Annotated in this window: 12 protein-coding genes and 1 other annotated feature; of the genes, 7 read left to right on the forward strand and 5 right to left on the reverse strand. The window is 39.0% G+C overall.

The window, feature by feature from the left end; all coding sequences use genetic code 11:
• The first annotated feature begins 119 nt into the window (after nucleotides 1-119).
• The 5 genes from ytxJ (at nucleotide 120) to motS (ending at nucleotide 4808) form a co-directional block, all read left to right on the forward strand.
• Nucleotides 120-443, forward strand: coding sequence for a bacillithiol system redox-active protein YtxJ (ytxJ, locus tag SCI76_RS16435; RefSeq protein ID WP_028411816.1), 324 nt, complete (start codon nucleotides 120-122; stop codon nucleotides 441-443).
• Nucleotides 444-670: 227 nt separating this feature from the next.
• Nucleotides 671-1747 carry a bifunctional 3-deoxy-7-phosphoheptulonate synthase/chorismate mutase gene (locus SCI76_RS16440; RefSeq protein WP_028411815.1) on the forward strand — a complete coding sequence of 359 codons (1077 nt, stop codon included), beginning with the start codon at nucleotides 671-673 and terminating at the stop codon, nucleotides 1745-1747.
• A gap of 559 nt (nucleotides 1748-2306) precedes the next feature.
• On the forward strand, nucleotides 2307-3305 hold the full coding sequence (gene ccpA, locus SCI76_RS16445; RefSeq protein WP_013059493.1) for a catabolite control protein A: 999 nt from the start codon (nucleotides 2307-2309) through the stop codon (nucleotides 3303-3305).
• 53 nt (nucleotides 3306-3358) lie between these two features.
• Nucleotides 3359-4162 carry a flagellar motor protein MotP gene (motP, locus tag SCI76_RS16450; protein WP_014458004.1) on the forward strand — a complete coding sequence of 268 codons (804 nt, stop codon included), beginning with the start codon at nucleotides 3359-3361 and terminating at the stop codon, nucleotides 4160-4162.
• Nucleotides 4152-4808, forward strand: a complete 657-nt coding sequence (gene motS / locus SCI76_RS16455) for a flagellar motor protein MotS (RefSeq protein ID WP_081214034.1) — start codon at nucleotides 4152-4154, stop codon at nucleotides 4806-4808. Before motP ends, motS begins: the two co-directional genes overlap by 11 nt.
• 29 nt (nucleotides 4809-4837) lie before the next feature.
• Here motS and SCI76_RS16460 read toward each other — a convergent pair whose 3' ends face one another.
• From SCI76_RS16460 to SCI76_RS16470, 3 genes are read right to left on the reverse strand one after another with little or no spacing between them, the layout of a single operon-like run.
• On the reverse strand, nucleotides 4838-6001 hold the full coding sequence (locus SCI76_RS16460; protein WP_028411812.1) for an acetoin utilization protein AcuC: 1164 nt from the start codon (nucleotides 5999-6001) through the stop codon (nucleotides 4838-4840).
• The gene (locus SCI76_RS16465) at nucleotides 6001-6642 is read right to left on the reverse strand and encodes an acetoin utilization AcuB family protein (RefSeq protein WP_063248630.1); all 642 of its coding nucleotides are present in this window, start codon (nucleotides 6640-6642) and stop codon (nucleotides 6001-6003) included. The genes SCI76_RS16460 and SCI76_RS16465 overlap by 1 nt, the downstream gene beginning before the upstream one ends.
• A gap of 30 nt (nucleotides 6643-6672) precedes the next feature.
• Nucleotides 6673-7305, reverse strand: coding sequence for a hypothetical protein (locus SCI76_RS16470; protein WP_063248631.1), 633 nt, complete (start codon nucleotides 7303-7305; stop codon nucleotides 6673-6675).
• A gap of 284 nt (nucleotides 7306-7589) precedes the next feature.
• On the opposite strand from SCI76_RS16470, the gene acsA reads away from it, so the two are divergent.
• Nucleotides 7590-9305, forward strand: coding sequence for an acetate--CoA ligase (gene acsA / locus SCI76_RS16475; protein WP_028411809.1), 1716 nt, complete (start codon nucleotides 7590-7592; stop codon nucleotides 9303-9305).
• Nucleotides 9306-9444: 139 nt separating this feature from the next.
• Nucleotides 9445-9655, forward strand: a binding site (T-box leader).
• 73 nt (nucleotides 9656-9728) lie between these two features.
• Entirely contained in the window at nucleotides 9729-10988 is a 1260-nt protein-coding gene (tyrS, locus tag SCI76_RS16480; RefSeq protein WP_028411808.1) for a tyrosine--tRNA ligase, read from the forward strand.
• A gap of 72 nt (nucleotides 10989-11060) precedes the next feature.
• Here tyrS and rpsD read toward each other — a convergent pair whose 3' ends face one another.
• Entirely contained in the window at nucleotides 11061-11663 is a 603-nt protein-coding gene (gene rpsD / locus SCI76_RS16485; RefSeq protein WP_013059485.1) for a 30S ribosomal protein S4, read from the reverse strand.
• A 415-nt stretch (nucleotides 11664-12078) separates the two neighbouring features.
• Nucleotides 12079-12558, reverse strand: a complete 480-nt coding sequence (locus tag SCI76_RS16490) for a GAF domain-containing protein (protein WP_014458011.1) — start codon at nucleotides 12556-12558, stop codon at nucleotides 12079-12081.
• Nucleotides 12559-12697 lie beyond the last annotated feature (139 nt).

Here is a 12697-nt window from a genome sequence, read left to right on the forward strand (position 1 = left end):
AAAATAACTTCACCTTATAAATAAATTCATTAGCATTATACATAAAGCTGAGCACTCTTTTTGTATGGAAACGGTCAAACCATGTAAACTTAAGAGTAAGTACAGAAAGGGTGAAAAAAATGAAAAAGATTTCAACAGTTGAAGAGTTCGAACAAGTTATTAAGGAAAACCATCGCTTTTTATTTTTAAAGCACAGCACGACGTGTCCAATTAGTGCAGCTGGTCATGAGGCATTTTCAGCGTTTGCTTCTAGTCATGAAGACATTCCTTCTTATTATCTTCATGTGCAAGATTCACGAGACGTATCCAACTATATTGCTGAAACGTATGAAGTGAAGCATGAATCACCTCAAGCGCTTCTGTTTGAAGATGGAAAAGTGAAGTGGCACGCTTCTCACTGGAACATTAACGAAGAAGAATTAGCGAAAAATGTAGCTCATTAATTGAAAGAGGCTGGGACAAAAGCAGTTTAGGTGAAGGAAGATCCGAACGATTAATCGTTCGGTTTTTTTTGTAAGCTGATTGCGGTTTCATCCACTTTTTCGTACAATAGATGTAGTTTAGCACATAAAAGCAGAGAAGCCCCTTACATATATCCTCCATCACCTATCATCTTATGTAGTAACCCTGCTAAACGGATTTTTTTAAATCAGTGAAAGGGTGGACGTACATGACGAATTCAGATCTTCAGCATTTGCGATCTCAAATTGACGAAGTAAATATGAAACTGTTAAAGCTTATTAATGAGCGAGGCGAGCTTGTTCAAGAAATAGGAAAATTAAAAGGAATGCAGTCAACCAAACGGTTTGACCCTGTTCGTGAACGAGCAATGCTTGATGCGATTTTAAGCAAGAATGAAGGACCGTTTCAAACATCTACGCTTCAACATATTTTCAAAGAGATTTTCAAAGCTCATTTAGAGCTTCAAGAAGATGATCATCGTAAAGCACTTCTTGTATCCCGTAAAAAGAAGCCGGAAAATACAATCGTTACGGTAAAAGGAGAAACAATTGGTGACGGACTTCAGCGTTTTGTAGCAGGACCTTGTTCCGTTGAAAGCTATGAGCAAGTAGCAGCCGTAGCAAAAGCCGTAAAGCAGCAGGGTGTGGGGATGCTTAGAGGCGGAGCCTACAAGCCAAGAACATCTCCTTATGATTTTCAAGGCCTTGGCTTAGAAGGACTGCAAATTTTAAAAAGAGTAGCTGACGAATATGATTTAGCCGTTATTAGTGAAATTGTCGACCCCGCTGATATTGAAACGGCTGTAGAATACGTAGATGTGATTCAAATTGGTGCTCGTAATATGCAAAATTTTGAGCTGTTAAAAGAAGCGGGTGCGGTGAAGAAGCCTGTCTTATTAAAGCGGGGCTTAGCCGCTACGATTGATGAGTTTATTAATGCTGCTGAATACATTGTATCAAAAGGAAATGATCAGCTGATTTTGTGTGAACGAGGAATTCGTACGTATGAGCGAGCAACGCGAAATACGCTGGATATTTCAGCCGTTCCCATTTTAAAACAAGAAACTCATTTACCTGTTTTAGTCGACGTCACGCATTCAACAGGAAGACGAGATTTGCTTGTTCCAACGGCTAAAGCGGCTCTTGCCATTGGTGCGGATGGAATTATGGCAGAAGTTCATCCAGATCCGGCGGTAGCACTTTCTGACTCAGCTCAGCAAATGGATATTCCACAATTTACAGAATTTATGAAGCAGCTAAAACCTATATGTAACTTAAATTTATAAAAAAACGTAAAAAAGAAAAATTCGTATACTTTTATGACAAGTTTGAGGCACTTAATGGTTTCAAGCTTGTTTGCCTTTCGTTATAATAAAGATAAGCGAAATTATCACGTATTTTGAAAACAGTCGATAACTTTTGTCAAAATAGGAAAGAATAAGTGCAAATCCAAAAAACAAGAATTTATGAAATTCTCGTGAAACTTGTCGGAAAAAGGCGGTAAATACGTTGCGGTGAAGCACATAGTATCGTATAGTAGTTACAGATATTCGCTATCATTCTGTGAGTGCATATGATATAAATTCGCGATTCACTTTTTTTATTTACTTACTATACACCGTCTTTTACATTGTTACATATAAACTGGTAAAATTGTCTTTGCACACGTAATAATAAGGGCATAACAGGAATGATTTAGATGCATACAGGGTATCTAAGCTGTATGTAAGAGTGAAGGAGCTAGAAATAGCCATTCTATAAAGGAAGATGGATTTATATACGTAAATACAAGAAATGAAATAAGGATAAAATAAACGAAATGTTTTTCGATAAGGAGTGTTTGTTGTGAACGTAACAATTTATGATGTAGCAAGGGAAGCAAGCGTGTCGATGGCAACGGTTTCTCGTGTGGTAAACGGAAATCCAAATGTAAAACCATCAACTAGAAAAAAAGTATTAGAAACAATTGAAAGACTAGGCTATCGTCCGAACGCAGTAGCGCGTGGATTAGCCAGTAAAAAAACAACGACAGTAGGAGTTATCATTCCTGATATTTCAAATATTTTCTATGCAGAGTTAGCGCGTGGAATCGAAGATATTGCAACAATGTACAAGTATAATATCATCTTAAGTAACTCCGACCAAAATCAAGATAAAGAACTTCATCTTTTAAATAACATGCTTGGTAAACAAGTAGACGGAATCATCTTCATGAGTGGGAATGTAACGGAAGAACACGTAGAAGAGTTAAAAAAATCACCGGTTCCAGTTGTACTTGCAGCATCAATCGAATCAACTAACCAAATCCCATCTGTAACTATTGATTATGAACAAGCAGCTTTTGATGCAGTGCAATCACTAATTGACAGCGGTCATAAAAATATTGCATTCGTTTCAGGTACGCTAGAAGAACCGATCAATCATGCGAAAAAAGTAAAAGGGTACAAGCGTGCTCTTACTGAAAGCGGATTGCCTGTACGCGATTCTTATATTGTAGAAGGAGACTACACGTACGATTCAGGTATTGAAGCAGTTGAAAAACTATTAGAAGAAGATGAAAAGCCAACTGCTATTTTCGTTGGAACGGATGAAATGGCATTAGGCGTTATTCACGGGGCACAAGATCGCGGGTTGAATGTACCAAACGATCTAGAAGTTATCGGTTTTGATAACACAAGACTTTCAACAATGGTTCGTCCTCAGTTAACATCTGTTGTACAGCCAATGTATGATATTGGTGCAGTAGCGATGCGTCTCTTAACGAAATACATGAACAAAGAAACGGTAGACAGCAGCATTGTACAGCTTCCTCACCGCATCGAGTTCAGACAATCAACAAAATAATACCTGTGAATGAATAAGAACGAATCCAAAGTTCAGACACGGGGAGATAGAATATGAAAAAAATTGATATGCTCACACCTATAGGGATACTAATTGGTATCTCTATGGTTGTGTTTGGGGTTATTTCAAGTGGAGGAATGAGCGGTTTTTTAGCTTTTATTGATGTGCCATCGATTTTAATTGTACTGGGAGGCGTTTTTGGTACGCTGTGCGTGAGCTTTCCGTTAAAACAATTAAAAAATATGGGAAGAGTAGGGAAACAAGCGTTTCAATCGAAAGAAATAAACGTAGAAGAAATTGTAGGAACATTTGTACATTTATCGGAAAAAGCGCGTCGAGAAGGGCTTCTATCGCTAGAAGCAGAGCTTGAACAAATCGATGATTCATTTGTGAAAAAAGGTATTTTGCTAGCCATTGATGGAGTAGAACCAGAAATGATTCGGGAGCTGCTTGAAGCTGAAATAGCTGCAGTAGAAGAAAGACATGCGAGAGGTCGAAGTATGTTTGAAAAAGCAGGCGATTATGCCCCCGCTTGGGGAATGATTGGGACGCTCGTTGGGCTAGTGCTAATGCTTAAAAGCCTTAATACCCCTTCATCGCTTGGGCCTAACATGGCAATTGCTCTTTTAACGACTTTCTACGGGGCGCTGCTTTCAAACTTGTTTTTTCAGCCAATCGCAGCTAAATTAGCTGGTAAAACGGAGCATGAGCTTTTTGTTAAAGAAGTGATTATTGAAGGTGTCATCGGCTTGCAGGCGGGGCAAAATTCTCGCTTTGTGCAAGCAAAGCTAAAAGTATTTGCCCCTGTTGAAAAACGAAAGCTGGAAGAAAAGAGAGAACACGTTCGTGAAGCGTAGAAGAAAAAGGTATTCGGCACAGTCGCCAAAATGGATGGTAACATTTGCTGATTTGGTGACGTTAATATTAGTTTTTTTTATTTTACTATTTTCAATGTCTAGCGTTGATAATCAAAAGTTTCAGACCGTTGTCAATTCGCTTACAAGCGGTGGCTCATTAGCTTCTGTAGAAAAGAGCCAGCAGTCTCAAAAGCTGGATAACATTTTAGCGAAAGTGCAAAATTACCTGAAGGAAAATAAGCTTCAGAATGTTATTACTGCTAAGCGAGATGAACGCGGAGTTGTGCTTATTTTACAAGAACAGGTGCTGTTTGAAACAGGACAGGCAGACATTTTGAAGAAAGGTACCCCTTTCCTGGATGAATTAGGAAGGTTATTCAGTACTATTCCAAATGATATTAAAGTAGAAGGTCATACCGATAATCGACCTATTCAAACCTATCGTTATCCATCTAATTGGGAACTATCGGCAGCGCGTGCCAGCGGCGTCATACGTTATTTAACGAACCACTTTTCTCTTTCTGCTAACCGCTTTGAAGCACTTGGATACGGAGATACAAAGCCGCTTGTTCCGAACACGTCTAATGACAATTTACAAAAAAATAGACGCGTCGAAATTATTATTTCAGATCCCGAAGCACAGTGAAAAAGGCCATACGTTTGTATAGCCTTTTTTTAAGAATGAGATGTATGAGAACGAATAGGATAAAGAGCGCGCTCAAGAGTTTGAGCGTTTTTTTCTGTTATTTCTGGTTTTCTTGGAATTGGCTGATAGATATTAGGTTCATCATCCCACTGCGTGCAAATGGGGTGAGGCGATACTTTTGTCCATTTTTCAAGCCATGATAGAGGAAGCATGCCTTCTGCCTTTCGTTCAATCATTTCAAGCCAAATGAATGACCAAGCCCGAGGAACAACCCGCCAAATATCATAACCTCCTCCGCCAACCGCAATCCATCTTCCCTGACAGTATTCATGGGCAATTTCATGAGCAATTTTAGGAATCTCACGGTATATTTTCGTGGTGCCGCATAAATGAGTGAGCGGATCGTAATAATGAGAATCGGCTCCATTTTGTGTCAAGATAACATCTGGTTTAAAAAAAGCAGCTACTTCTTTTAAAGAGGTCTTATAAACGTCGAGCCAAGACTCATCTTCCGTATAAGCATCAACAGGCACATTAAATGAATAACCATAGCCTTCACTGTGCCCGCGTTCGTTAACGTTTCCCGTGCCTGGAAACAAGTAGCGTCCCGTTTCATGAATGGAAAGAGTACAAACGGAAGGATCGTCATAAAATGTCCATTGCACGCCGTCACCATGGTGAGCATCTGTATCGACATAGAGGACGCGCGCGTTGTACTTTTGCTGCATATATTTGATGGCTACCGCGCTATCGTTATAAATACAGAAGCCGGAAGCTTTTCCTCGAAAGCCGTGGTGCAATCCTCCTCCTAAATTTAGAGCATGCTTAGCTTTTCCAGTCATCACATAATCTACAGCCGTAAGTGTACCCCCAACTAAAAACGCACTGGCTTCATGCATGTTGGGAAACATAGGTGTATCTTCTGTTCCAAGACCAAAATCTGCTGCTTTTTCAACAGAAAGCTCGCCGCTTCCTGCTAATTTTACCGCTTGAATATAGCTAGTATCATGGACAAGCTGAAGTTCTTCATCAGATGCCATCCGCGGTAATACAATATCTTGATTGCCTAAAGCGCCAAATTCCCGTAACAGTTCATATGTTAGTTGAACACGAAGCTGGTTAAACGGATGATTATTGCTGAATTTGTACGAAAGAATATCATCTGAATAAATAAATACAGCATTACTAGTCATTACGTCATCTCCGGTAATTTAGGCCATAGCACCTCATAGCCGTTTTCTTTTAATGTATTTATACTAATCAATGGATTAATAGCTTGAATGCGAAGCACAAGGATTTTATATCGTTCATCTACATCAGGGTAGACAAGTACGCTTAAGATGTTTGTTCTCTTTGAACCAAAGAGGGATGTAACTTCAGCGAGCACGCCAGCCTTATTTTCTACTTTTATTTCAATTTGTGAACCTGGCTTATTAGTGCCGGTAAGCTGAATAAACGTATGTAGTAGATCTCTTTCGGTAACAACTCCTACTAACCGCTTGTTTTTTGTGACGGGAATACAACCGATTTGGTGTTCATAAAAAATGCTTGCAATTTCTTCAACAAAATCAAGAGGGTGAGCTGTAATGACTTCTGTTTTCATAATCATCCGCACGGGTTCGGATAGAAGAACAGATGTATAAGTATTATCTAAAATAGATGGACTTGCATCTCTTACGTCTCGATCAGAAATGATGCCAACTACGTGATGAAGGTCATTAACGATAGGAATATGTCTAATCTTATGTGTATCTAAAAGTTTCATAGCTTCAGCAATCGTATGGTCGGGGGTTAAGGTAACGAGATCGGTTTTCATCATCTCTTCAACAATCATCAGACACAGCTCCTTTTCTTAAAGGTCAGCTCAATACATAAAGCGATTTCGAAAGCGCAGGCTATCAAATTCTTGTATGCTTTCTTGAGGGACTCTGCTCCCGATTCTTACCATCAAACAATTAGCAGGGTGGGAGCTAATCTCCGGATCATCTGTGGCAAACCACGTCAGTCCGCCTTTATTCATCATTTTCTCCATAATTTTGCGGTAATCCCACACATTTAGCCCTGTTCCTTTTAAATCCCAATGCCAGTAGTATTCTGTCGTAATAACAATATAATCTTCCATTGCATCATCCATCATAGATACGATAAGCAAGTTTTTGCCAACAGCGTAGCTGCGAAACGGGGCAGCTACCTCTATAGCTCCTAATTCGATTAAATTCTCCATATTTCCTTCCGACCATCGTTCTAGAGGATCGGGATATAAAAAGGTGACATAACCAATGATTGTATGATGATGACGAGCAATAATGATTCTACCTTCAGGCAAGTTGGCAATTTCGATCAATGCTTCTTTTTGCTGTTCAGGTGGACGAAAGGCCGTTAGTTGCTCATGAAAATCAAGTTGTTGCAAGGTTTGTGAGGAGACAGGTCCTTCAATAACAATTGCTCCAATCGCTGTTTTTAGTTCTTTCATATTGTATGTTTGGGAATGTTTCACATGAATCACCACCTTCAAGCAGTCTTATCTGTATTATAATACAAAAAAAACTCTACATTAAAGCGTTTTCAAAAAATTAAATAAAAGAAAAGGAGTTTTTTCAAAAACATAGAATAGGAAATTAAAAGAGATTCTTGTTAATTCGACACTTATATAACAAAGGTTGTCATATAACAAGGGAGACTATTATCCCAATTCCGACAAATAATTTTTATAAAATTGTGAAAAGTCTATTTTTGTTATATAATAGGTTTGTAAATTTTATACATAAGGGGGAGTTTGTGATGAAGGTGGAAGCGCTTCCTGTAATTGAAGGGGTATACAACTTACAGGACTACGATAAAACGTATCAAACCTTTGACTGGTCACAAGTGGAGAAGGAATTTTCATGGCATGAAACAGGTAAATTAAATGCAGCTTATGAAGCAATTGATAAGCACGCAAACTCTACGCGTAAAAATAAAGTTGCGCTTTATTATCGAGATGCGCAGCGCAATGAAAAATATACATTCAAAGAAATGAAAGAATGGTCAAACAAAGCCGCAAACGTGCTAAAACAAGCAGACGTAGAGAAGGGAGATCGTGTGTTTATCTTTATGCCTCGCTCTCCGGAACTTTATTTTGCATTGTTAGGCGCGGTGAAGCTTGGCGCTATTGTTGGGCCTTTGTTTGAAGCATTCATGGAAGGTGCAGTAAAAGATCGTTTGCAAGACAGTGATGCAAAAGTGTTAATTACAACGCCTGAACTGCTGAGCCGCGTTCCGGTGAAGGATTTGCCAGCTTTAAAACACATTCTCCTTGTAGGGGAAAATGTAGCAGAAGAAGGCATTCAACTAGATTTTCTGAAGCGATTAGAAGCGGCGAATAAAGAGGTGGAGATTGAGTGGGTAGATAGAACAGATGGTATGCTGCTTCATTATACATCAGGTTCAACTGGAAAACCAAAAGGGGTGCTTCACGTTCATAATGCAATGCTTCAGCATTATCAAACTGCTAAGTGGGTGCTCGACTTAAAAGATGACGATGTGTATTGGTGTACAGCAGATCCGGGTTGGGTAACGGGAACTTCCTACGGAATTTTTGGTCCTTGGCTTGCTGGAGCAACAAATGTGATTGTAGGAGGACGCTTTAGTCCAGATGCATGGTATCAAGCACTTGAAGATTTTGGCGTAACGGTTTGGTACAGTGCGCCTACAGCATTTCGTATGCTAATGGGTGCTGGAGATGACTTAGTTAAACGCTATGATTTAAGCAGCCTCAGACATGTATTAAGCGTGGGAGAACCATTAAATCCTGAAGTGGTACGCTGGGGAATGAAGGTTTTCCAAAAACGTATTCATGACACGTGGTGGATGACTGAAACTGGAGGTCAGACGATTTGTAATTACCCGTCTATGAAAATTAAACCAGGATCTATGGGAAAACCTATTCCGGGTGTACAAGCAGCAATCGTTGACGATCAAGGACAAGAGCTTCCACCTTATCGAATGGGTAACTTAGCAATTAAAAAAGGCTGGCCATCTATGATGCATGCAATTTGGAACAACAAGGAAAAGTATGAGTCATACTTTATGCCAGGCGACTGGTACGTATCAGGTGATTCCGCGTATATGGATGAAGACGGTTATTTTTGGTTCCAAGGTCGAATTGATGACGTTATTATGACCGCAGGAGAACGAGTTGGTCCATTTGAAGTAGAAAGTAAGCTTGTTGAACACCCTGCTGTAGCAGAAGCGGGTGTCATTGGTAAGCCTGATCCTGTGCGTGGGGAAATTATTAAAGCGTTTATCGCACTTAGAGATGGGTATGAATCTTCAGATGAACTGATTGAAGATATTCGTCAATTTGTGAAAAAAGGGTTAGCTGCTCATGCAGCTCCACGTGAAATCGAGTTTAAAGATAAGCTACCTAAAACACGAAGCGGTAAAATTATGCGTCGCGTTTTAAAAGCGTGGGAATTAGATTTGCCAACGGGCGATTTGTCGACGATGGAAGACTAAGGAGTAAACGTTTCAATCTTTGTAGGGAAAATAAGTGATTTTTATAAAGTTCAAACAGCCAGCTGTTTGAACTTTTTTTTGGACTTGAATTTTAAAATGAAATCATTCATAATTGTGGGGTGTAAACTTTTAAATAAAATAAACTGCAGTGATAGGAAGAAGTAATACTTGTCTCCCTGTTTAAGAGAGCTGATGGTTGCTGAAAATCAGTACATAGACAAATATGAAATACGTCCTTGAGCATCTTTTGTGAACTTACAGTAGCAAAAGACGGGTAGACCGTTACATCATTTAAGTGGGAAATAATTTATTTCCAAATAGGGTGGTACCGCGATATTTTCGTCCCTTCTTTTTTAAGAAGGGGCGTTTTTTATGTTGTTCAACAAATTGTAACGAGCAATTAGATAAAGGAGAGAATATAACATGGATATTTTACAAGATCTTGAGTTTCGAGGGCTCATTAATCAACAAACGGATGAAAAAGGTTTAAATGAACTTTTGAGTAAAGAGTCTGTTCGTTTGTACTGTGGATTCGATCCAACAGCCGACAGCCTTCACATTGGCCACATGCTTCCTGTTTTAATTTTGCGTCGCTTTCAACAAGCTGGACACCAACCGATTGCGTTAGTTGGTGGAGGTACGGGTCTTATTGGAGATCCAAGCGGTAAAAAAGCAGAGCGTACGTTAAATGAAAAAGAAACGGTTGCTATGTTTAGTGAGCGTATTAAAGGTCAGCTTTCACGCTTCTTAGATTTTGAAGAAGGTGAAAATGCAGCGGTTATTGCGAATAACTATGACTGGATTGGCACGTTAGATGTTATTACATTCCTACGAGATATCGGTAAAAACTTTGGTATTAACTACATGATGGCAAAGGATTCTGTTCAATCTCGTATCGAATCAGGCATCTCATTTACGGAATTCAGCTACATGATTTTACAATCATATGATTTCTTGAACTTATACCAAACGTATAACTGTAAGCTTCAAATTGGCGGCAGCGACCAATGGGGAAATATTACAGCTGGCTTAGAATTAATTCGTAAATCAGAAGAAGATGCAAAAGCATTTGGATTAACAGTTCCGCTTGTAACAAAAGCAGACGGCACGAAGTTCGGTAAAACAGAAGGCGGAGCAATTTGGTTAGACGCTGAAAAAACAAGTCCGTATGAATTCTACCAGTTCTGGATTAATACAGATGATCGTGATGTTATAAAATATTTAAAATACTTTACATTCTTATCACATGAAGAAATTAATGAATTAGCAGCATCTGCAAAAGAAGCGCCTGAAAAACGCGAAGCACAAAAAGCACTAGCAGCGGCGATGACTACGCTTGTACACGGTGAAGAAGCTCTTGAGCAAGCCATTCGTATTTCGCAAGCTTTATTTAACGGAAGTATTTCAGAGTTAACAGCAGAAGAAATTAAGCAAGGATTCAAGGATGTTCCTTCTTACACGCATACAGGTGAAGATATTGGTTTAATCGATTTACTTGTAGAAAGTAAAATCTCTCCTTCTAAACGTCAAGCGCGTGAAGATATTTCAAACGGTGCGATTTACTTAAACGGTGAGCGTGAGCAAGATTTGCAAAAAACAGTAGGAGCAGAAGACCGTATTGAAGGTCAATTTACAGTAATTCGTCGAGGCAAGAAAAAATATACGCTTATTCAATACGCATAAAAAAAGGCCGAAAGGCCTTTTTTTGTATAAAGAAAGTAAAAAAGCCGCTCCATAGGGAACGGCTTTTTACTATTAACGAGAGTAGAACTCTACGATTAGTGCTTCGTTGATTTCAGCAGATAATTCAGAACGCTCAGGTAAGCGAGTGAATGTACCTTCTAATTTCTCAGCGTCTACTGTTAAGTAGTCTGGTACGAAGTTGTTAACTTCAAGCGCTTCTTTCACGATTGAAAGGTTGCGAGATTTTTCGCGAACACCGATCACTTGACCAGGTTGTACACGGTAAGATGGGATGTCAACGCGTTTACCGTCAACTAAAACGTGACCGTGGTTAACTAATTGACGAGCTTGACGACGAGTGCGTGCAAGACCCATACGGTATACTAAGTTATCAAGACGAGCTTCTAAAAGAATCATGAAGTTCTCACCGTGCTTACCAGTTAATTTACCAGCAGCAACGAATAAGTTACGGAATTGACGCTCAGTTACACCATACATGTGGCGTAATTTTTGCTTTTCTTGTAATTGTAAACCGTACTCAGAAATTTTCTTACGTTGACCTGGGCCGTGTGGACCTGGAGCGTAAGGGCGTTTTTCTAATTCTTTACCTGTACCACTTAGAGAAAGACCTAAGCGACGAGAGATTTTCCAACTTGGACCTGTATAACGAGCCATGATGACTCCTCCTTGTTTGTGTTTTTATTTTATGCAAAACAAAAACAGACACATTCTAGCGATATGCTCATTTTGTTTTCATGTACCATCGCTCTAGCAGCAGAGAGTTACACGATACACCATCTTTTTAAAAGAATTGCTACTTCTGTAAAACAACCTTTTAATGAGGAACAAAATGAAAAAACATAAAGAAGATTGTATAAGCTGCAATATTTCACACAACGAGTATTATAGGTGTTTCCTCGTATAAAGTCAAGGAAGATTGAAGATTAAAAGATTGTAAAAGAAAGGATATATTCATTTGAAGTATGAAAAGAGAAGAAAGAACGTAAGAAAACGGTGGTGATGGCTAATCAAACGTTTGTTTAATAAGTAAAAACCGCTGATTTGCAGCGGTTTTTTTGCTTATTCATATTTAAAGAAAAGAAGTGAGTTCTTTGACGAATTCTTCAAGATACTGTTGATCGATTTCATCAAAGCGATTTTTGATTGGACTGTCAATATCAAGAACACCTAAAAGCTGACCGTCTTTTACAATTGGTACAACGATTTCAGATTGAGAAGCGGCATCACATGCAATGTGGCCAGGGAAGGCGTGAACATCTTCAATTCGCTCTGTTTTTTGATTTTGAGCTGCTGTACCGCATACGCCTTTTCCAAGTGGAATACGAACGCAAGCCGGCAGTCCCTGGAAAGGTCCAAGCACTAACTCCCCGTCTTCCATTAAATAAAAACCTACCCAGTTTACTTCATTTAAAAATTGATTTAGCAAAGCTGAAGCATTTGCTAGATTAGCAATCGTATTGCTTTCTCCTTCTAATAAGGCGCGTAATTGCTTAATTACTAATTCATAATCCTTTTGTTTTGAGCCGCTGTAGTTTTCGACATTAAACAATGTATTCTCCTCCATTCAACATAAGATTTAATGAATTTTTATCAGGAAACGTCAGTTTTAACGCTACTTTGTCGATAAAAGATTACAGGAACTAAAAAGCCTATCACGAATTATGTAGAGAGGCTACTAAAATCCTTTT

It is taken from the genome of Priestia sp. HNGD-A6 (assembly GCF_045784335.1).
Classification (GTDB): Bacteria; Bacillota; Bacilli; order Bacillales; family Bacillaceae_H; genus Priestia; species Priestia zanthoxyli.

What these genes read in the sequence shown, in the direction of transcription:
- ytxJ (WP_028411816.1), top strand. Translation starts at nt 120, where the DNA reads ATGAAAAAGATTTCAACAGTTGAAGAGTTCGAACAAGTTATTAAGGAA.
- SCI76_RS16440 (WP_028411815.1), top strand. Translation starts at nt 671, where the DNA reads ATGACGAATTCAGATCTTCAGCATTTGCGATCTCAAATTGACGAAGTA.
- motP (WP_014458004.1), top strand. Translation starts at nt 3,359, where the DNA reads ATGAAAAAAATTGATATGCTCACACCTATAGGGATACTAATTGGTATC.
- SCI76_RS16460 (WP_028411812.1), bottom strand. Translation starts at nt 6,001, where the DNA reads ATGACTAGTAATGCTGTATTTATTTATTCAGATGATATTCTTTCGTAC.
- SCI76_RS16465 (WP_063248630.1), bottom strand. Translation starts at nt 6,642, where the DNA reads ATGATTGTTGAAGAGATGATGAAAACCGATCTCGTTACCTTAACCCCC.
- acsA (WP_028411809.1), top strand. Translation starts at nt 7,590, where the DNA reads ATGAAGGTGGAAGCGCTTCCTGTAATTGAAGGGGTATACAACTTACAG.
- tyrS (WP_028411808.1), top strand. Translation starts at nt 9,729, where the DNA reads ATGGATATTTTACAAGATCTTGAGTTTCGAGGGCTCATTAATCAACAA.
- rpsD (WP_013059485.1), bottom strand. Translation starts at nt 11,663, where the DNA reads ATGGCTCGTTATACAGGTCCAAGTTGGAAAATCTCTCGTCGCTTAGGT.